General features: G+C 64.4%; 14 protein-coding genes, 3 tRNA genes and 1 pseudogene. 7 read left to right on the forward strand and 11 right to left on the reverse strand.

What is annotated here, in order from left to right; genetic code table 11:
• Window positions 1–30: 30 nt before the first annotated feature.
• The 4 genes from AAV94_RS11890 to AAV94_RS11905 all read right to left on the reverse strand — a co-directional run bounded on the left by AAV94_RS11890 (window position 31) and on the right by AAV94_RS11905 (window position 5,734).
• Window positions 31–750: a TetR/AcrR family transcriptional regulator gene (locus AAV94_RS11890; RefSeq protein WP_046742448.1), complete on the reverse strand. Its 720-nt coding sequence runs from the start codon at window positions 748–750 to the stop codon at window positions 31–33.
• Between the two features lie 321 nt (window positions 751–1,071).
• Window positions 1,072–2,532, reverse strand: a complete 1,461-nt coding sequence (locus AAV94_RS11895) for an efflux transporter outer membrane subunit (RefSeq protein ID WP_046742449.1) — start codon at window positions 2,530–2,532, stop codon at window positions 1,072–1,074.
• 11 nt (window positions 2,533–2,543) lie between these two features.
• Window positions 2,544–4,514, reverse strand: coding sequence for a MacB family efflux pump subunit (locus AAV94_RS11900; RefSeq protein ID WP_046742450.1), 1,971 nt, complete (start codon window positions 4,512–4,514; stop codon window positions 2,544–2,546).
• A gap of 14 nt (window positions 4,515–4,528) precedes the next feature.
• Complete coding sequence (locus AAV94_RS11905; protein WP_052755038.1) at window positions 4,529–5,734, reverse strand: efflux RND transporter periplasmic adaptor subunit; 1,206 nt, start codon at window positions 5,732–5,734, stop codon at window positions 4,529–4,531.
• A gap of 224 nt (window positions 5,735–5,958) precedes the next feature.
• Here AAV94_RS11905 and AAV94_RS11910 point away from each other — a divergent pair.
• A pseudogene (locus tag AAV94_RS11910) lies at window positions 5,959–6,396 on the forward strand (universal stress protein); the annotation flags it as partial.
• 101 nt (window positions 6,397–6,497) lie between these two features.
• Here AAV94_RS11910 and AAV94_RS11915 read toward each other — a convergent pair.
• Window positions 6,498–7,292, reverse strand: coding sequence for an MOSC domain-containing protein (locus AAV94_RS11915; protein WP_046742452.1), 795 nt, complete (start codon window positions 7,290–7,292; stop codon window positions 6,498–6,500).
• A 195-nt stretch (window positions 7,293–7,487) separates the two neighbouring features.
• Between AAV94_RS11915 and AAV94_RS11920 the strand changes: the two genes are divergently transcribed.
• Complete coding sequence (locus AAV94_RS11920) at window positions 7,488–8,684, forward strand: MFS transporter (RefSeq protein WP_046742453.1); 1,197 nt, start codon at window positions 7,488–7,490, stop codon at window positions 8,682–8,684.
• 26 nt (window positions 8,685–8,710) lie between these two features.
• On the opposite strand, the gene AAV94_RS11925 is transcribed toward AAV94_RS11920, so the two are convergent.
• Genes AAV94_RS11925 through AAV94_RS14935 form a run of 3 tightly spaced genes read right to left on the reverse strand, consistent with a single transcriptional unit; the run spans window position 8,711 to window position 10,446 of the window.
• The gene (locus tag AAV94_RS11925; RefSeq protein WP_046742454.1) at window positions 8,711–9,250 is read right to left on the reverse strand and encodes a YaeQ family protein; all 540 of its coding nucleotides are present in this window, start codon (window positions 9,248–9,250) and stop codon (window positions 8,711–8,713) included.
• 34 nt (window positions 9,251–9,284) lie between these two features.
• Window positions 9,285–10,223, reverse strand: a complete 939-nt coding sequence (locus tag AAV94_RS11930; RefSeq protein WP_046742455.1) for a LysR family transcriptional regulator — start codon at window positions 10,221–10,223, stop codon at window positions 9,285–9,287.
• Window positions 10,201–10,446, reverse strand: coding sequence for a hypothetical protein (locus AAV94_RS14935; protein WP_156454425.1), 246 nt, complete (start codon window positions 10,444–10,446; stop codon window positions 10,201–10,203). The genes AAV94_RS11930 and AAV94_RS14935 overlap by 23 nt, the downstream gene beginning before the upstream one ends.
• Here AAV94_RS14935 and AAV94_RS11935 point away from each other — a divergent pair.
• Window positions 10,420–12,615 (forward strand): malate synthase G, encoded by a 2,196-nt coding sequence (locus tag AAV94_RS11935; RefSeq protein WP_046742464.1) that lies wholly within the window; start codon window positions 10,420–10,422, stop codon window positions 12,613–12,615. The two genes, AAV94_RS14935 and AAV94_RS11935, sit on opposite strands and share 27 nt — an antisense overlap.
• Before the next feature lie 101 nt (window positions 12,616–12,716).
• Here AAV94_RS11935 and AAV94_RS14720 read toward each other — a convergent pair whose 3' ends face one another.
• The 3 genes from AAV94_RS14720 to AAV94_RS14450 form a co-directional block, all read right to left on the reverse strand.
• Complete coding sequence (locus tag AAV94_RS14720) at window positions 12,717–13,346, reverse strand: hypothetical protein (RefSeq protein ID WP_084824904.1); 630 nt, start codon at window positions 13,344–13,346, stop codon at window positions 12,717–12,719.
• A gap of 195 nt (window positions 13,347–13,541) precedes the next feature.
• Window positions 13,542–13,886, reverse strand: coding sequence for a hypothetical protein (locus AAV94_RS14940; protein WP_156454426.1), 345 nt, complete (start codon window positions 13,884–13,886; stop codon window positions 13,542–13,544).
• Window positions 13,887–13,977: 91 nt separating this feature from the next.
• Window positions 13,978–17,175, reverse strand: a complete 3,198-nt coding sequence (locus AAV94_RS14450; protein WP_052755040.1) for a hybrid sensor histidine kinase/response regulator — start codon at window positions 17,173–17,175, stop codon at window positions 13,978–13,980.
• 170 nt (window positions 17,176–17,345) lie between these two features.
• Between AAV94_RS14450 and AAV94_RS11950 the strand changes: the two genes are divergently transcribed.
• The 4 genes from AAV94_RS11950 to tuf all read left to right on the forward strand — a co-directional run bounded on the left by AAV94_RS11950 (window position 17,346) and on the right by tuf (window position 18,930).
• A tRNA-Tyr gene (locus AAV94_RS11950) sits at window positions 17,346–17,431 on the forward strand.
• 42 nt (window positions 17,432–17,473) lie between these two features.
• Window positions 17,474–17,547, forward strand: a tRNA-Gly gene (locus AAV94_RS11955).
• 44 nt (window positions 17,548–17,591) lie between these two features.
• A tRNA-Thr gene (locus AAV94_RS11960) sits at window positions 17,592–17,666 on the forward strand.
• A 73-nt stretch (window positions 17,667–17,739) separates the two neighbouring features.
• Window positions 17,740–18,930: an elongation factor Tu gene (gene tuf / locus AAV94_RS11965; protein ID WP_046741049.1), complete on the forward strand. Its 1,191-nt coding sequence runs from the start codon at window positions 17,740–17,742 to the stop codon at window positions 18,928–18,930.
• Window position 18,931: the final 1 nt, after the last annotated feature.

Consider the following 18,931-nt stretch of genomic DNA (forward strand, 5'->3'; position numbering starts at 1 on the left):
GGCGCGGTTCAGCACCTGTTGCCGTGGCCTTCAGTGTGCATGCACGTTAGCTTTGCCGCGGGGGCCATTGGATGCGGCCAACAGCGCGCGCGCTTCCAGGTCGGCCAGTACGGTGGCATCCGTTGCATGGTCACGCAGCAGCCGCTGCAAGCCTTCTATGGCGCAGCGCAGGGAATCGTCGTTTTGCAGAAAGCGGGCGTCGTAGTGCAGTGCGAGTACCAGCGCATGAATCTCGAACACCAGCTGGCGGGCGGACACCTGCGGCGAGAGATGTCCTTCCTGCTGGGCCATCTCGGCAGCGCGTTGCAATGCCGCCATCCAGGTGCGTACCGAGTGTTGCAGGGCTTCGCGCACGGGCCCTGGACGGTCATCAAAGTCCACTGCGCCGCTGATGAAAATGCCGGAGTCGAGATCGGAAAGGATCCGCTGCATCCAGCGCGTGACCATGTGCTGCAGCCGTGGCAGTCCGCGTGGCAGCCGCAGCGCAGGCAGGAATACATCACGCTCAAAACTCTGGTGGTAATGCCCAATCACCGCGATCTGTAGGTCCTCGCGCGAGCCAAAGTGGGCAAACACGCCGGACTTGCTCATGCCAGCCACTTCCGCGAGTGCGCCGATGGACAGGCCTTCCAGACCGACCTGGGCCACCAGACGCAAGGCGGCATCCAAAATGGCCTGGCGTGTCTGTAGGCCCTTGGCCGATGTGGTTCTGTCCGCATCCGTGCTGCGGTTTGTTCTTTTTGTAGCCATGGTGGGGATGCGTAAAAAAATAGAACGGTCGTGCTATTTTATGCAAAATCCCCTTGTCTGTCTGTTTTCCTATACGACTGCGATGTTTTCTTTTTTGAAAGAAAAGAATAATCGTAGTAGTAAGTGGCGCTCGAACCTGTGGATAGGCATTTTTCCCATTCCACATCAATGCTTTACGTGCCGCGGATGCGGTGGAGCAACCGGCCGTTGGTCGCGGCGCGTTTGGGGACAACTTGGGCCGGCTGCGCGTGCTGTGGGTAACTGCGCAGTTGTTGTGTCACTTGCCCACAGGGTTGTGAACCTCGGCCGGGCGGCCGGGGTTCAGTCGCGCGGGCTGGCCAGTTCCTGCAGCGAGGGCAGCGGTTGTACGGGCAGCATGGCGTCGCCGCCCAGCGCGCGGTAGAGCGTCAGCTGGGTGCGCAGCTGCTCCATGCGGTTGCCTGACAGCGCCAGCTGCGCGTTGCGGCGCGATTGCTGGGCGTCGAGCCAGTTGCGCAGTGGCGTCGCGCCTGAGCGATAGCGCACCTCATTGAGGGATTCAACCTGCTGCGCAGCGTGCAGCTGCTCGGCCAGCCAGCGGCGCTGTTCGGCCAGCTGCACGCGGCTTTGTAGGGTGTCCTCGACTTCCTGCAGCGCAGTCAGCAGCGTCTGTTGAAAACCTGCCGCCGCCGCCTCGTAGGTAGCACGGCTGGCGGCGTTGGACAGGCGCATTTCCGTCTGGCGAAGAAATGGCAGTGCTAGATTGGCACTCAGCGAACCGATTGGATTCGACAGCAGATTGCCCAGCGCACTGCTGGATGCGCCCAGCCCACCCGTCAGACTGAGGGTGGGGTAAAAGCTCGCCCGCGTGGCATCCGCATCGGCGAGCGTCGCGCGCAGGCGCGCCTCGGCGGCCTGCACGTCGGGGCGGCGCGCCAGTACCTGCGCGGGCACCCCGGCCGGTACATCCGGCACTTCGGAAGTCGGCAGCGACGCGGGCTCATTGGGCAGTACGGTTGCCAGCGCGGCATCCGTGGGCGGCATTCCAAGCAGCACCGCCAGCGCGTGGCGCGTGGTGGCGCGCTGCTGGCGCAGCTGCGCCAGGGCGGCTTCCTGGGTGGCGACGCTGCGTCGCGCTTCCTGCACTTCCAGGCCGGAGGCGCTGCCTGCTTCGTACTGCGCCTGTACCAGTTCTTGGGTGCGGCGTACGTAGGCCAGGCTTTGTTCGCCAGCGCCGATCTGCTCATTCTGGTAGGCCAGCTGCCAGTACAGCGTGGCGACGTTGGTCACCAGCGCCAGCGCGGCAGTCTGCAGGTCCTGCTCGGTGGCCTGCAGACGCCACTGCGCCGCATCCTGCTGGGCGGACAGGCGCCCCCACCAGTCCAGTTCGTAGCTGAGGCTGAGATTGAGGGCGTGGCTGCGGCTGGTGGGGCCGCCATCCAGGCTGCGGTTGGCGCCGGCGGAGGCACTGGCGCCCAAGGTGGGCGTGCGCCGGTCCTGCGCAAGTCCCAGTGTGGCCTCGGCCTGGCGGATGTTCCACGCTGCGACGGTGAGGTCACGGTTGGCAGCCAGGGCCTGTTCGATCAGTGCGTTGAGCTGTGCGTCACCAAAGCGCGTCCACCACGCGTCAGCGAGCGTGCTGGCTGCGCGCAGGGGCTGGGCGGTCTCGGCCACGGGTGCGTTCCAGGCCGCGGGGATGGCCGAAGCCGGCGCCTCGAAGGGGGTGTGCAGGCTGCTGCAGCCCGCCAGCAGCACGGCAGCGGCCAGTGCGGAGAAATGCGAAAGCGTTGGCATAGTGATCATGGCAGTGCGCCTCAGTCGCGCGAGAGCGCATCAATGGGGTTGAGCTGGGCGGCGTTGCGCGCCGGCAAGTAGCCGAACACGATGCCGATGCCGGATGCGCAGAGAAACGCCACCACCATGGACTGCATCGAATAGATGAGCTGGAAATCGCTGTTGAACTGTGCGAACACCTGTCCGAACAGCAGGGCGAGCGCAATTCCGAGGACGCCGCCCAGCACGCACACCAGTACGGCCTCGATGAGAAACTGCTGCTGGATGTCGCTTTGGCGCGCACCCACAGCCATGCGCACGCCAATCTCGCTGGTGCGCTCGGTCACTGACACCAGCATGATGTTCATGACGCCGATGCCGCCGACCACCAGCGAGATCACGGCAATCGAGGAGATCAGCAGGGTCATGGTCTGCGTGGTGTTCTCGATGGTTTCGCGGATCGTGTCGGAGTTCATCAGGAAGAAATCCTGCACGCCATGGCGCTGTACCAGCAACTGCGTGATGCCCGCCTCGGCTGCCTGCGTGGAGACGCTGTCGGCCACGCGCACGACAATGGAGTTGAGGTGGCTCTGGCCGGAGATGCGGCTCATCACCGTGGTATAGGGCAGGTACACCGTCACCGTGCCGAAGTTGGGGCCAAATGCCGCCGACTGCGCCTGCAGTACGCCAATCACGCGCACCGGCACCTTGCCGAGAAACAGCACCTGGCCAATCGGATCGCTGCCATCGGGAAAGAACGTGGTACGGGCGTTGTCGTCGATGACCGCAACCTGGCTGCGCGCATGCACGGCCTCGCGACCAAACAAGCTGCCCATCGCCAGCTTCATCCCGCGCACCTGGAAGAACTGCTCGCCTACGCCCTGGATCTGGCCGCTGGCTTCCACGTTGCCGTAGCGGATAGTGGCATTGCTGTTGACGCTGGGCGTGACGCTGTCGGCGTAGCTTTGCTGCGCCAGTGCGTCGGCATCGCTAGCCACCAAGGTACGGATGCGATTGGCCCCCCGGTCGCCGAATCCGGTGCCCGGGCGCACCTCGATGGTGTTGGTGCCGATGGAGGCAATGTTTTGCAGCACGGCCTGTTGGGTGCCGGTGCCGAGCGCGACGACCGATACCACCGAGGCAATCCCGATGATGATGCCCAGCATGGTCAGGAATGTGCGCAGGCGGTGCGCATTCATCGCCAGCAAGGCCATTCGGAACGCTTCCATGAAGCGGTCCAGCGCCGCCGAAAACGCCAGCCGGCTCGGCTTGACCACCTGCGTCTTGGGCGCGGCGGCGGATGTGGCCAGCGGGTTGCGCGGGGTATTGGGGCGATCGCTGATGATCTGCCCGTCGCGGATCTCGATGATGCGCTGGGCATGCTCGGCCACCTGCATGTCGTGCGTGACGAGGATGATGGTGTGGCCCTCGGCGTGCAGTTCGCCCAGGATTTGCATGACCTCACGCCCGGATGCGGAGTCCAGCGCGCCGGTGGGCTCGTCGGCCAGGATGACCAGGCCGCCGTTCATCAGCGCGCGGGCGATCGAGACGCGCTGCTGCTGGCCGCCCGAGAGCTTGCCCGGTGTGTGCTCGGTGCGCCCGGCCAGACCCAGGCGTTCGAGCAGTGCCTTGGCGCGCTGCGCACGTGCCTCGCCGGGCATGCCGGCGTAGATTGCCGGGACTTCCACGTTGCCTTGTGCGGTCAGGTCCGACAGCAGGTGGTAGCGCTGGAAGATGAAGCCGAAGTACTCACGGCGCAGCGCCGCTAGCTCATCGGCATCGAGTTGGCCTGTCTCGCGCCCCTGGACGCGGTACGAGCCGGCAGTGGGTTTGTCCAGGCAGCCGAGGATGTTCATCAGCGTCGACTTGCCCGAGCCAGACTGGCCGACGATGGCGACCATCTCGCCGGCGTGGATGTCCAGGTCGACGTCCTTGAGCACGGCGATGGTGCCCTCGCCGGCGGGAAATTCGCGGCGCAGCTGGCGCAGCTGCAGCAGTGGCTGATTGCTCACGGCGCGATCCCTTCCTACAGCCGCATGCCGCGAGGCGCGCGCCCCGCACCGCCGGGCAGGCCGCCGGCTGCGCCGCCTTCGGCCACCACCACGCGCTCGCCCTCCTGCAGGCCATCGAGAATCTGCGCCTGCAGGTTGTTGTTCAGGCCAACCTGCACGGTACGCGGCCGGGCCTGGCCGTCCGCATCCAGCACGCGCACCTGATAGCTGCCGTCAGGCTGGCGCCGCAGCGCGCTGGCTGGCACGACGAGCGCATCGTCGATGGCGTCCTGCACGATGTGCACCTGCGCTGTCATGGAAATGCGCAGTCGGTGCTCCGGATTGGGAACGTCGAACAGGCCGTTGTAGTAGATGGCGGTGGCGGTTGATGAACTGCTGCTGGAAGCGGCCGAGGTGCTGCTGCTGCTGATCGATTCGGGGGCAGGTTCAATGCTGCGCAGCGTGGCCTCGTAGCGGCGATCGGGCTCGCCCAGAATCGTGAAGTACACGCGCTGGCCGGGTGCGACCTGCACCACGTCGGCTTCGGAAATCTCCGCCTTGATGGTCATGGTGTCCAGCTGCGCCAGGATGACGATGGTGGGCGCCTGCTGGTTGGCGTTGACGGTCTGCCCTTCCTTGGTCACGATGGCCACGACCTGCCCGTCCATGGGCGCCACGATGCGTGTGTAGCCCACATTCACGCGCGCGGTGTCGGCGGCGATTTCCGCCTGCGCGATGCGTGCCTTCTGTGATTCGATGTTGGCCTGCGCGACCTTGTAGGCCAGCTCGGCGGCCTCGAAGTCGGCGCGCGAGCTGGCGTCGGCCGCGCGCAGTTGGCGCTGGCGCTCATACTCGGCGCGGGCCTTGGCCAGCGTGGCCTGCTGCGCAGCCAGTTCAGCGCGGGCCGTCACCAGCGCCGCCTCGGCATTGCGCAGGGCGTTTTGCTGCGGCAGCGAGTCGATTTCCGCAATCAGGTCGCCCTGCTTGACGTTCTGCCCCAGCTCCACGGCCAGGCGTGTGATCTGCCCGGAGACCTGTGCGCCCACGTTGACCTGCTGAAAGGCTTCCAGCTTGCCCGAAGCCAGTACGGACTTCTCGATGCTGCCACGCACCACGGGGGCGGTGGCGTAGGCCGGGGCGGGAGCGGTCGCGAAAAACTGCCGGTAGCCCCAATAGGCCAATACGGCGAGTACCAGCACGATGGCAAAGGTTTTCCACCCAATTCGTAATTTCTTGCGCATGGTTTTTCAGATTGCGTGAACTCGGCACGGTGATTGCATGCGCAATTGTGCGCTGCACACTGGTGCGGGCCTGTAGGCGCAGCGTAAAAGCTTGGTAAAGCGCACGGTGCGCGCCCGCGTAGCCAGGCGAGCACGTCGCGTCGTGCAAAATTGACGGTGAAGGGTCCGCACGGTTGCCCTGCCAAGCATGCTGCCCCACCATCCATCTGCAAAGGAGGTTGAACATGCCCGACTACTCCCACATCATGGTGCCCATTGACGGCTCGGACATCTCGCTGTGCGCCATTGAGCACGTCAAGGCGCTGGCCAAGGCGTTTGGCAGCCAGGTACTGGTGCTCTACGTGGTCGACCCCTATCCCTTTACCGGCATCGGCACGGATCTGGCCTATGGCCAGGCCCAGTTCGTCGCAGAGTCGAGCGAGCAGGCCAAGGCGGCACTGCAGCAGGCGCGCAATGCGCTGGAAGCAGAAGGCATTGCGGTCGAGACGTTGTCGCTGGAAGGCTCGATCGTGCAGAACACCATCGCGCAGGTCGTGCAGGAGCGCCATGTGTCACTGATCGTCATGGCTTCGCATGGCCGCTCGGGGCTGGAAAAATTCCTGCTGGGCAGTACCACGGACAGGGTGCTGGGCTCGGTGCAGGTGCCGGTGCTGGTAGTGCGCGGCACGGCCGAGCAGCAGGACCGCGGCGCCGATGCGCCGGTGAGCGAGCCGCCGCTGGTGCCGCCGGTGCTGTGAACAGGGTCTGAGCGCACTGCGGCGGATCAGTCCAGCAGTTGCACCGGATCGCCCACGCGGATCTCGCCTGCCGCGTGCGCGTAGAGGTTGACGCCAAAGCATGCGCCCAGCGGCAACGCATGCGTGCGCGCGAGCGTCCTGAGCGGCTCCTTGTCGGGAGACAGCATGGCCGTATCCGGATCCAGGTTGACGATCTTGCAGCGCGCGCAGGGCTTGAAGTTGGTGAAGATCAGGTTGCCTATGCGCAGCGTCTGCCAATCGTCCTCGGCGTAGGCCTGCAAGCCGTCGATGACGATGTTGGGTCGGAAACGCGCCATGCCAACGGGAGGCAGGCCTTGCTGCTGCAACTGCTGGTTCAGCGCGTGCAGCGATGCCTGCGTGGTCAGCAGATAGGGCGCGCCATCTGCAAAGGACAGTGCCTGTCCATTGACTGCCAGCCTTCGCGTTGGCGCCGTGCCGAGGTAGACCAGCCTGCATGCCATGCCCAGTTGGTTGCTGAGCCATGCGTCGGTGGCCGCAGGTCCGGCGCAGGCCTGAAAGGTATCGCGCCAGACTGTCACCGTCATCGCGGTGGTGTAGTCGGCCACGTGCACCTGGCGAGAGGCGCCATCCGGCGCCTTCAAATGCAGTCGACCGTTGTCGGCATTGGCCTGCCAGCGCAGCAGCTGCGGCGCTGTCCGGGCGGTGATGAAGTGACCCTCGGTATCGGTGATCAGCCACTGCCGGTCGTGGGCAAAGCCTTCCAGCCGTACTGCTGCATGGTCCACGGCCAGGCCGCGCATGGACTTGACGGGATAGCGGTGCAGGGCAGTGACGTGCATGGTAAAAAGTGTAAACAGGTTCTTGGTGGCGCAATGCGGCCAGCTTACCTGCTTTGTCAGCCGGTGTCAGGTGCTGCAAGCGCGTGCCAGCGCCGCCATGCAGCGTTTGCGCGCGCCGCCTACACTTGCGCGTTCTGCCATTCATGTGCGGTGCTTGTGGAGTACACCGGCGCCGGCCTTTGCCTATCCATTGCAATGCATTCCTCTTCCAAGAGCACGGCCTCACCGCAGCTCCTGTTTCTCATGGCCGTGGCCTGCGGTCTGTGTGCGGGTTGCAACTACATCAATCAGCCGCTGGTGCACTCCATCGCGCATGGCCTGCGGGTGAGTGAGGAGCAGGCGGCGCTGAGTGTGACCATCTCGCAACTGAGCTATGCGGCAGGCCTGCTGCTGCTGGTGCCGTTGGGCGATCTGCTGGAGCGGCGCAGGCTGATCGTGACGCTGATGGGACTGGCTGCGGCCGGATTGCTGTTGTGCGCGCTGACGGACAACATCGTCTGGTTCTGGGTGGGTTCGGCCGTGGCAGGCGTGTTTTCCGTCGCGGCGCAGGTGCTGGTGCCGCTGGTGACGCTGCTGGTGGCGCGCGAGCACGCAGGCCGTGCGGTGGGGGTGCTGATGACCGGGCTGTTGATCGGCATCCAGTCCGCCCGCAGCGTGGCCGGGCTGTTCTCGGCCACCGCGGGGTGGTCATCGGTGTATGGCTTTACTGCCGCGCTGATGTTGCTGGTGGCGGCTGCGCTGTGGTTTGCGTTGCCTGCGCAGGCCGCAACGGCGGGCGCGCAGGGCGGCGTGGCGCGCTATGCGGCGGGGCTGCTGTCGATGCTGCAGCTGTTTGTTGCCACGCCCCGCCTGCGCAGCCGTGCCTGGATGGGTGCGCTGAGCTTTGCCAGCCTGAGCGTGCTGTTCTCGACGATGGCACTGCTGCTGGGTGCCGCGCCCCATTCCCTGAGCGATCTGCAGATTGGCTTGCTGAGCCTGGTGGGGGTGGTCAGCGCGCTGGTGGCCAAGCCCGTAGGTCGCCTTGCCGACCAGGGCAGGGAGGCAGTCACTTCACTGGTGGCGGCGTTGACGCTGGTGGCGATATGGCCGGTGGTGTGGCTGAGCGTATACAGCGTGACCGCCTTTGCGTTGGGCTTGCTGGTGCTGAGCGTGGCGATTGCCGCCATTCACATCAGCAATCAGAGCGTGATCTTCGGGCTGCCCAGCCAGGTGCGCTCGCGTGCCAATGCCGTGTACATGACGGCCTATTTCCTGGGCGCCGCGGGTGGCTCGGCAGCCGGTGTGCTGGCATGGCGCGCCGGCGGCTGGATGGGCGTGTGCATGCTGGGCGCGGCGCTTGCCATTGGTTCGCTGCTGGCGACCCTCTGGGATCGCAGGCTGCGTAGCGCCTGAGCGTTCTCACCTGCGCTGCGGATCGGTCAGCGCAGTGCCTGCGGCGTGACCGTGGCCTCGCCCTGATCGCTCTGTATGTAGGCGGTGCCGTCCTGGATGTGGATGTGCAGCGTCATCTGGCGTGCGGCCAGGCGGGCCAGTGCCTCGGCTGCATCGGCGGCGATGGCCTGCACGCGCAGGTTGCGGGCGCGCGCGATCTTGCTTTCAATGCCCTTCCACCAGATCGGCACGGTGCGTCCATAGGCCAGCACAAGCACATCATCGGCCTTGCCGCAGGCCTTGAGGATGCGGCGCTCGTCGGGCAGGCCCAGTTCGATCCAGGCCTCAATGCGTCCGGTCAGGTCGTGGCGCCAGAGGTCGGGCTGCTCGGTGTCGCTCAGTCCCTTGGTGAAGGCCAGGCGCGCATCGGCATCCACCTCCAGGGCATAGGCGAGCAAACGCAGCATCATGCGCTCGTCGGTTTCCGATGGATGTTTGGCCACGGTGAGGGCGTGGCTGGCGTAACGATGGCGGTCGCTGTCTGCGATGTGCAGTTCGACCTTGTGGATGGTGGCGTTCAGGGCCATGAGAGGGAAAAAAGGTGCTGAGCAGGCGACATTCTCATGCTTGCACGGGGCGCTGCCAGAAGGAGGGGCTTTCATACTGTTCGCGCAGAAAGTCGATCCACAGGCGCACACGTAGCGGCAGATGGCGGCGTTCCGGCACGACCGCATAGATGCCGTTGGGCGGTGCGGCGTAGTTCTGCAGCAGCTGCACCAGGCGGCCTGCGGCGATGTCGGCCTCGACTTCCCAGGTGCTGCGCCAGGCAATGCCATGGCCTGCCAGACACCAGTCGTGCAGTACCTGCCCGTCGGTGCAGTCCAGCCGGCCCCGTGGCTTGATATGGATGATACGGCTGGGGCCATCGGGCGTCTCGCCCGGCACGGCGAAGGCCCAGCCACGGCTTTGCGAGGCTTCGCTGGACAGGCCCAGGCAGTTGTGCTGCAGCAGGTCGCTGGGATGCTGGGGGCAGCCGTGCATGGCCAGGTAGGCGGGCGCGGCCACGCAGAGGCGGCGATTGTCGGCCAGGCGGGTGCTGACCAGGCTGGAGTCAGGCAGATCGCCCACGCGCACGGCGCAGTCAAAGCCTTCGCCGCCGAGATCGACCAACCGGTCGCTCAGATTCAGCGAGACGCGCACATCGGGATGCTGGCGCTGGAACAGCGGCACCAGTGGCGCGACGTGGCGGCGCCCGAAGCCCGCTGGAGCGGTCAGCCGCAGATGGCCGGTCGCGCGCACGCTGCCTGCGGCCACGCTGGCCTCGGCGTCGGCCCAGTCAGCCAGCAGCCGCTGGCAGTTTTCGAGAAAGGCGGCGCCTTCATGGGTCAGGGACACGCGCCGCGTGGTGCGCACCAGCAGCTTGACGCCGAGGTGGTTCTCCAGTGCGTCCAGGCGCCGGCTGACGATGGCCGGTACCACGCCTTCGCCCTGCGCGGCCGCAGTCAGGCTGCCCTGCGTGGCAACGCGTACGAAGGTTTCAATGGCCTTGAAGCGATCCATGGGGTGTGGCAACGCAACCGATGCCCGGATCGGTTACTTTTGCGTTTTGGTAAATAGTCAAAAGACGATCATGGTATTTATTGTCATCCATTGATGTAATAAAGTGGGCATCATCGGTGACTTGCCCGTGGCCCCAGGTGCACTGCGCCTGCATCGGCCCGCGCCCCGTTTTTCCAATTACCACAAGGAGATATTCATGCCGACCCAACGTATCCAGGTTCATGGTTTACAGGTGGATGCTGCGCTCAAGACGTTCGTGGACGAGCAGGTGCTGCCCGGCACCGGCGTTGACAGCGCTGCCTTCTGGAAGGGGTTTGACGCCCTGGTGGCCGAATATGCACCGAAGAACGCCGCGCTGCTGCGCGAGCGTGAGCGCCTGCAGGCGGAGCTCGACACCTGGCACAAGGCCCATCCCGGGCCGGTGCAGGACATTGCCGCCTATCGCAAGTTTCTGGAGGACATCGGCTACATCGTTCCCAATCCGGCCGATGTGCAGGCAACCACGGCCAACGTTGATGATGAGCTGGCGCAGCTGGCTGGTCCGCAGCTGGTGGTGCCGATTCTGAATGCGCGTTATGCGCTCAATGCGGCCAATGCCCGCTGGGGCTCGCTGTACGACGCGCTGTATGGTACGGACGCCATTCCCAGCGACGATGGCGCTGAGCCCGGCAAAGGCTACAACCCCAAGCGGGGCGCCAAGGTGATCGCGTATGCGCGCCAGGTGCTGGATGACTCCGCACCGCTGGCCGAAGGCTCCTACAGGGATGCAACGGGCTTTGCCATCGAAGGCGGCAAGCTGGTGGTGAGCCTGGCCAACGGCAGCAAGACCGGCCTGAAGAACGCCGCGCAGTTCGCCGGCTACCAGGGCGATGCGGCTGCGCCTTCTTCGGTTCTGCTGGACAACAACGGCCTGCATATCGACATCCGCATCGACCGCAGCACGCCGATCGGTCAGAGCGACGCGGCTGGCATCAGCGACGTGGTATTGGAAGCGGCGCTGTCGACCATTCTCGACCTGGAGGATTCGGTCGCGGCCGTCGATGCCGAGGACAAGGTGGCCGGATACGCCAACTGGCTGGGCATCCTCAAGGGCACGCTGACCGAGGAGGTGACCAAGGGTGACAAGACCTTCACGCGCCGGCTTAATCCGGATCGCGAATACATCGGTGCAGACGGCCAGCCGCTGAGGCTGCACGGGCGCTCGCTGATGTTCCTGCGCAATGTCGGCCATCTGATGACCAATCCGGCCATTCTGTGGGGCGACGGCCAGGAAATTCCCGAGGGCATTCTCGATGCGGTCATCACCACCGCCATTGCTATCCATGACCTCAAGGGCCATGGTGCCAACGGCATCCGCAACTCCCGCAAGGGTTCGGTCTACATCGTCAAGCCGAAAATGCACGGTCCGGCGGAGGTGGCATTTGCCAACGCGCTGTTTGGCGCTGTCGAGCAGATGCTGGGGTTGCCGCTCAACACCGTCAAGTTGGGCATCATGGACGAGGAGCGTCGCACCTCCCTCAACCTCAAGGCGTGCATTGCCCAGGCACCGGCGCGCGTGGCATTCATCAATACCGGTTTTCTCGATCGCACCGGCGATGAAATCCACTCCGTCATGCAGGCGGGCCCGGTGTTCCGCAAGGGCGACATGAAAACCAGTGCCTGGATTGCTGCCTACGAGAAGAACAATGTGTTGGTGGGCCTGTCCTGCGGGCTGCGCGGGCGTGCGCAGATCGGCAAGGGCATGTGGGCCATGCCCGATCTGATGGCAGAAATGCTCAAGCAGAAGATTGCCCACCCGCAGGCCGGTGCCAACACCGCGTGGGTGCCTTCGCCGACTGCCGCGACATTGCATGCCCTGCATTACCACCAGGTGGACGTCAAGGCTGTCCAGGAAGAACTGGCCAAGACAAATTACGAGAGCGTGCGCGACAGCCTGGTGGCCGATCTGCTGACGATTCCTGTTGTGCCCGAAGCCAAGTGGAGCGAGGCCGAGAAGCAGCAGGAACTGGACAACAACATCCAGGGTATCCTGGGTTATGTGGTGCGCTGGATCGACCAAGGCGTGGGCTGCTCGAAAGTGCCCGACATCAACAATATCGGGTTGATGGAAGACCGTGCCACGCTGCGCATTTCCAGTCAGCACATTGCCAACTGGTTGCTGCACGGCGTGGTGACCGAGCAGCAGGTGCGCGAGACGTTCGAGCGCATGGCCGCGGTGGTTGATGCACAGAACGCGGGCGACCCGAACTATCGCAAGATGGCCGGTAATTTCGAAACATCCTATGCCTATCGCGCCGCCACGGATCTGGTGTTCAAAGGCGTGTCCCAGCCGGCAGGCTACACCGAGCCCTTGTTGCACGCCTGGCGCCTGCGATTCAAGGCGGCAGCGTAAATGACGGCCAGTAACTGACAGGCCATCGGGCAGCCCCTGCAACGAAAAAGCCACCCTGAGGTGGCTTTTTCGTTCTGCGACGCAGTGGCAAAAGGCCCTGCTCAGGGCTTGCTGCTGGTCGGAAACGGCCAGGCAGCCTGTGGCGCAAGTTTGGTCTTGGCGGTTTTCTTGGCGGGTGCCGCCGACTTCTTGGCGGCTGCCTTCACGGGTGCGGCGGCCTTGCTGGTGCCTGATGCGGCCGTCTTCTTGGTCGCCGTTTTGGTGGTGGATGCAGAAGTCTTCTTCGCAGCTGCCGTCTTCTTCGCAGCAGTTGCCGGTGCTTTCGCTGCAGTTGCTGATTTCTTTGCCGGCGTCGCTACTTTTTTGGCAGCAGGCGCCGCCTTCTTGGCAGGCGCTTTTACCGGAATCTTGCTGGTTGCGGCAGTGGACTTCTTAGCTGCAGGAGTCTTCTTGGTAGCCGCTGCCGTAGTCTTTGCAGTTGCCGCGGTTTTAGCCGAAGAAGCCTTTTTCGCTGCAAGAGCAGGTGCTACGGCCTTTGCAGACTTGGCTGCGCCAGCGGATTTGACCGCTGCGGTCTTCTTGGCGGCCGTCTTGACGGATTTGACAGCAGGAGCGGATTTGGCTGCAGCCGATTTGGTGGCAGCGGCTTTCTTGGCGGGGGCTGCCTTGGCGGTGGTTTTCGCCGTAGATTGTTTTGCGGCAGGCTTGGCGGTTTTTTTAGCAGTAGCCATTTATTACTCCTCTAGAAAACATTTTGCAGTGGCGGGACATTCTCACCATGCGCATGAAAGCCGATTCCCTGACCCGATACTGCCGCACCGGCTGTCTCTGCAAAGACAGCGCCGACGATGGCTGCGTGTAGGTCACGGCCGCCACACCTGAACCTGGTGCGTGGAAATGACGACTGTCAGAGCCCAAACGGGCATTCAGCGCAGCAGTTCAAGACGCAGCAAATAGCTGAACGAGAGTACTGCACGGGACCGCGACCACGTTCCCATTTCGTCACCCAATCGCACCGGGCATGTTGCAAACCCGCATAAACGCGCATTCTGATTGGCATGTTCTGGGGCGTCTACTCTGCGCAACTGATTTGTTGTAACTTTTTGTTTCATTTGCCGCAAGGCGACGAAAAATTGCACTGTCGCGATTAACACGGATTCGCCGACACACGGCGGTGCGCAGCACGCGTGTGTCGCATCTCCGGCCGCGACAGATTGGAAATCCCAGGAAAAATCCGTCGCGGCGGCGGCATAAACAGTGGCCGCCGCCATTGCGTCGATTTTTCGGAATCAGCGTGTGATGGACCGCCTACGTAAAACGCGGTGACGCATTGTTGCGCGATAACAACAGGTGCTGCGGGCGTCACTGCGACGGTGCTGACTGCGCATCGGTTTCCAGCAAGCGCGAGAGTGCCTGTAGGCCTGCTTCCATGTCGGACTGCAGTTGGCCCATATCGGGCTGCAGCGCCGCCAATGAAATATCGGCCTTGAGGGCGTTCTCCAGCGCCTCCACCTGATGGCCAAGCGTGCCGAGCCCAAAGGTTCCGGCGGTGCCCGCGAGCTTGTGCAGGGCCGCGATGGCCGCATCGCGCTGCCCTGCTTCCAGTGCGTGCAGGCAGTCTGTCAGCAGCCCACGGCTTTGCCGGATGAACGCGTGCGCCAATGCCTGTGCGCGCTCCTTTGGCAGGGCGGTGCACAGCTCGTGCCATGCGTGGATGTCCATGGTCGCGGCGGCAGGCACCTCGCGGGTGCCTTCACGTGCAGTCGCCGGGGAGTCTTCTGCGGGTTGCTGATCGACGGTGATGAGTCGATGCCGCACGAGCACTTCGCGCAGCGCCTGCTCGACGATGGGTTTATGGACGAAGTCGGTCATGCCGGCATCCAGTGCCGCCGCGCGCTCGGCCTCGCCGCGGTGGGCGGACAGCGCGAATATCGGCACGGTCTCGTAGCCCGCGATCTTGCGGATAGCGCGGCTGGCGCTGTAGCCGTCCATGGCCGGCATTTGCAGGTCCATGAAGATCGCGTCATAGGGCCGTGGCGCAGCGGCGATGGCCGCAAGTGCCTGATGGCCGTTTTCGGCAAGGTCCGTATCCGCCTGCAGTGCCGGCTGGGCGTCGATGAGCTCGGCCGCCACGGCCCGGTTGAGTGCGTTGTCGTCGACGATCAGCAGACGTTTGCGAGGTCGGATCGGCCCGCCGGCTTCGCCGCGCGGCGGCGGTGGGGGGTCGGCTGACAGTGCGCCCTGCTGTTGCGAAGCGCGTTGCAGGGCAATCAGGCCCAGAGGCTTTTCCAGCAGGCGGTCAGCGCCCACGTCGGTCAGTGCCTTGGCAGTATCGAAGTCCAGCGGCCATGCGCTGATCCAGCGCACCATGTATCGGGAAGGCGCCTGGCGTTGCAACGCCACGAGCAGCTGCCTGGCGTCCATGTCGGCCATGCGCTGGGCGGCAATCAGAAGGTGCGGCCAGGCTCGCGCCTGCAATGCGGCAATGCAACTGCCGCCGTCGGGAAATTCCAGAACCGTACATTGAAAACGGCTGCGCAACAGCTGCTTGAGGCTGGCGCGAACGCCAGCATGGCTCTCGATGATGGCCACCTCCTTTTGTTGTAACCAGGTGGTTGGCGGCGCCGGAGATGGCGGTGCGGGCCGCAGCGGCATCTCGAACCAGAACACGCTGCCCTTGCCCAGGGTGCTCTGCACACCGGTCCTGCCACCCATTAGCCGAGCCAGCTCGGCCGAGATGGACAGCCCCAGGCCGGTGCCGCCATAGCGGCGGGTAATGGAATCGTCGGCCTGGTGGAACGGGCGAAACAGGTTGCGCTGTTGCTGCGTCGAAAGTCCAATGCCCGTGTCATGGACTTCAAACCGGATGGCGTGCGCCGTCGCCCCCGGATCGTCCGGTGGCGCCAGGCACACGCGCAGGCAAACATCGCCTGCGGGCGTGAACTTCACCGAGTTGGAGAGGTAGTTCGTGAGGATCTGGCGGGTTCGGTAAGCATCGCCCAGAAGTTGGTCAGGCACGTCCGGTGCTACATCCAGCCACAGTTCCAGGCCTTTTTCCGCTGCGCGTGGCGCAAGCAGCTCAGCGGACTGCGCCAGTAGCGCGTGCAGATCGAACGGCAGCTGTTCGGGCTGGACCTGACCGCTCTCCATCTTGGAGTAATCGAGCACATCGTTGACGATATCCATGAGCTGCAGGCCCGCCTGCTGCGCTTTTTCCAGCCGCTGCCGGGTCTGGTCATCAAGCTCCCCCTTGAGCGCCAGTTGCGTCATGCCCAGCACGCCATTGAGTGGCGTGCGGATTTCATGGCTCATGACGGCCAGAAGGCGTGATTTCTCACTGGCCTGCTGTTCGGCCAGAAGCCGGGCCTGCGCCAGCGCCTCATCCCGGGCGATGGTGTCGGTTACATCCAGCCAGACGCCGCTGACAAGCAGGGAGCCGTTCGCATCGGGCTGGACGTTGGCCAGCGTGCGGATCCAGCGCGCGTCATGCGCGTTGCGGATCTGGGTGTCGAACGCCAGCGAGGTCTGCGTGTGTGCGATGTGTGCCATGCGGCTGCTGAGGCTGCGTGTCAGCGCAACCGGTACGTGGGCGTGCGCAAGCGTCGCGGTTTCGTCCGGCGCCTGAGATGCATATGCGCACGCGTTGGCAGGGCGCGGGCGATCAAAGAACACATCGACCTGCGGACTGACGAAGTGGCACACCGATGTGCCGTCGGGCAGATACTCGTACTGGAACACCACGCCGGGAATGGCACGCGTCAGCTCCAGCCATTGCGTCGACGCAGATCGGCTGGCAAACCGCCGTGCGAAGTCGGCAATCAGGCGCTCGCTTTCCTCCAGCTGGCGTGCGATATGCTGCAGGTCCGCCTCAGGGGAGGGCGCATCCGAGGGTGGGGAGCCGCCTCCCACCTGGGGCGCCCAGTGGCTGCTGATCGGCAGCTGCCGTGACGCCAGCGCGTGCAGCTGCCTGCGCAGTCGCGCCAGCGGCAGCGCCCACAGCTGCAGCGCAAGCAGCAGCGTGCCAAGCAGGCCCAGCAGTGCCGCGCCCGATAACCATCCAGCCAGAACCCTGCGGGTGTGTGCGGCGGCGAGCACCGATGCGTTGGCCAGCACCAGCGTGTCCTGGTGCAAGGCCTGCTCCAGCTGCAGCCACAGCGCAGCTGGCTGCCTCGCGGCAGCGTCGCGCTCACCCTCACCTTCAGTCAGCGCCTGTAGCAGCTGGGCGGTGCGTAGCACCGGTGGCCTCGTTGCGGGCAGCGCAGACAGGCGCTGTCGCAAATCGTCGAGCCGATGCTGAAGGGCCTGCGCAGACGGCTCGGGCAGGAACACCGCACGCTCCAGTTCCGCGTTGACCTCTGTCCAGACCTGCAGCACGGCGTGCTGGCGCTCCGCCATCGCCTGCGCGCTTTGCTGCGCTTGCCAATGGCTGTGCCATGCCATGCCGCCAGCGGCCACAGCGCCAGCCATGCTCATGACCATCGCCGTGCGCAGCGCGCCCAGGCGTCTGGCCGCACGGGCCGACAGCTGGGAGTGAGGTGTTGCCACGGGTATGGAAGGCATGCGGGCGCGAAGAAGGGGCGAATGACGGGACGGCGGCGATTCGGCCGGCTGCAATACGGCGGCGCGAGGCGCGGCTGCTATAGAGGCGACGTAAGGCAGTGCGATTTTGCCGCCGGGACAGTCGATTTTCGCATCCAGACTCAAAAAGTTATGCTACAGTCTAACGTTTCGGAGGGATGGCCGAGTGGTTAAAGGCAGCAGACTGTAAATCTGCCCTCTTACGAGTACGCTGGTTCGAATCCAGCTCCCTCCACCAACTGGGTTTTGCTTGGTTTGGTGTCTTCGAGAACGCGGACTTGCGGGAGTAGTTCAATGGTAGAACCCCAGCCTTCCAAGCTGATGATGCGGGTTCGATTCCCGTCTCCCGCTCCAGTCGCTCCGGCTTCTGCTTGGGCGTTGTATGGTCGATAAAAAGTGCCCATGTGGCTCAGTGGTAGAGCACTCCCTTGGTAAGGGAGAGGTCGCGGGTCCGATTCCCGCCATGGGCACCAGTCGTACCTCTTGTGGGTCGGCTGGTTTTTTATAATTCATCCCTTGTACGTCTTTCCCATTGAGGTTTGAGAAATGGCAAAAGGTAAGTTTGAGCGCACCAAGCCCCACGTGAACGTGGGCACGATCGGGCACGTGGACCATGGCAAGACGACGCTGACGGCGGCCATTGCCACCGTGCTGTCCAAGAAGTTTGGCGGCGAAGCCAAAGGCTACGACCAGATCGACAACGCGCCGGAAGAAAAGGCGCGCGGCATCACCATCAACACCTCGCACGTTGAATACGAGACCGCCAACCGCCACTACGCCCACGTGGACTGCCCGGGCCACGCCGACTACGTCAAGAACATGATCACCGGTGCTGCGCAGATGGACGGCGCCATCCTGGTGGTCTCCGCTGCCGACGGCCCCATGCCGCAAACGCGCGAGCACATCCTGCTCTCGCGCCAGGTGGGCGTGCCCTACATCATCGTCTTCCTCAACAAGGCCGACATGGTCGATGATGAGGAACTGCTGGAACTGGTCGAAATGGAAGTGCGCGAGCTGCTCTCCAAGTACGACTTCCCCGGCGACGACACCCCCATCATCCGCGGCTCGGCCAAGCTGGCGCTCGAAGGCGACCAGAGCGACATTGGCGAGCCTGCCATCCTCAAGCTGGCTGAGGCGCTGGACACCTACATCCCCACGCCCGAGCGCGCTGTGGACGGTGCCTTCCTGATGCCGGTGGAAGACGTGTTCTCCATCTCCGGGCGTGGCACGGTGGTGACTGGCCGCGTCGAGCGTGGTGTCATCAAGGTGGGCGAGGAAATCGAAATCGTCGGTATCCGCGACACGCAAAAGACCACGGTCACAGGCGTGGAAATGTTCCGCAAGCTGCTCGACCAGGGCCAGGCTGGTGACAACGTCGGTCTGCTGCTGCGCGGCACCAAGCGTGAAGACGTCGAGCGCGGCCAGGTGCTGTGCAAGCCCGGCTCGATCAAGCCGCACACCGAGTTCACCGCCGAGGTGTACGTGCTGAGCAAGGACGAAGGGGGCCGTCACACGCCGTTCTTCAGCAACTACCGCCCGCAGTTCTACTTCCGCACGACCGACGTGACCGGCTCGATCACCTTGCCTGAAGGCAAGGAGATGGTGATGCCTGGCGACAACGTGGCCATCACGGTCAAGCTGATTGCGCCGATCGCCATGGAAGAAGGCCTGCGCTTTGCGATCCGCGAAGGCGGCCGCACGGTGGGCGCCGGTGTGGTGGCCAAGATCATCGCCTGAT

Source organism: Lampropedia cohaerens, assembly GCF_001005215.1.
Taxonomy (GTDB): Bacteria; Pseudomonadota; Gammaproteobacteria; order Burkholderiales; family Burkholderiaceae_C; genus Lampropedia; species Lampropedia cohaerens.

Excerpts from the sequence above, each read along its gene's own strand:
- AAV94_RS11890 (WP_046742448.1), bottom strand. The coding sequence starts at position 750 with ATGGCTACAAAAAGAACAAACCGCAGCACGGATGCGGACAGAACCACA.
- AAV94_RS11895 (WP_046742449.1), bottom strand. The coding sequence starts at position 2,532 with ATGATCACTATGCCAACGCTTTCGCATTTCTCCGCACTGGCCGCTGCC.
- AAV94_RS11905 (WP_052755038.1), bottom strand. The coding sequence starts at position 5,734 with ATGCGCAAGAAATTACGAATTGGGTGGAAAACCTTTGCCATCGTGCTG.
- AAV94_RS11915 (WP_046742452.1), bottom strand. The coding sequence starts at position 7,292 with ATGCACGTCACTGCCCTGCACCGCTATCCCGTCAAGTCCATGCGCGGC.
- AAV94_RS11920 (WP_046742453.1), top strand. The coding sequence starts at position 7,488 with ATGCATTCCTCTTCCAAGAGCACGGCCTCACCGCAGCTCCTGTTTCTC.
- AAV94_RS11925 (WP_046742454.1), bottom strand. The coding sequence starts at position 9,250 with ATGGCCCTGAACGCCACCATCCACAAGGTCGAACTGCACATCGCAGAC.
- AAV94_RS11930 (WP_046742455.1), bottom strand. The coding sequence starts at position 10,223 with ATGGATCGCTTCAAGGCCATTGAAACCTTCGTACGCGTTGCCACGCAG.
- AAV94_RS11935 (WP_046742464.1), top strand. The coding sequence starts at position 10,420 with ATGCCGACCCAACGTATCCAGGTTCATGGTTTACAGGTGGATGCTGCG.
- AAV94_RS14935 (WP_156454425.1), bottom strand. The coding sequence starts at position 10,446 with ATGAACCTGGATACGTTGGGTCGGCATGAATATCTCCTTGTGGTAATT.
- AAV94_RS14720 (WP_084824904.1), bottom strand. The coding sequence starts at position 13,346 with ATGGCTACTGCTAAAAAAACCGCCAAGCCTGCCGCAAAACAATCTACG.
- AAV94_RS14940 (WP_156454426.1), bottom strand. The coding sequence starts at position 13,886 with ATGGCGGCGGCCACTGTTTATGCCGCCGCCGCGACGGATTTTTCCTGG.
- AAV94_RS14450 (WP_052755040.1), bottom strand. The coding sequence starts at position 17,175 with ATGCCTTCCATACCCGTGGCAACACCTCACTCCCAGCTGTCGGCCCGT.
- tuf (WP_046741049.1), top strand. The coding sequence starts at position 17,740 with ATGGCAAAAGGTAAGTTTGAGCGCACCAAGCCCCACGTGAACGTGGGC.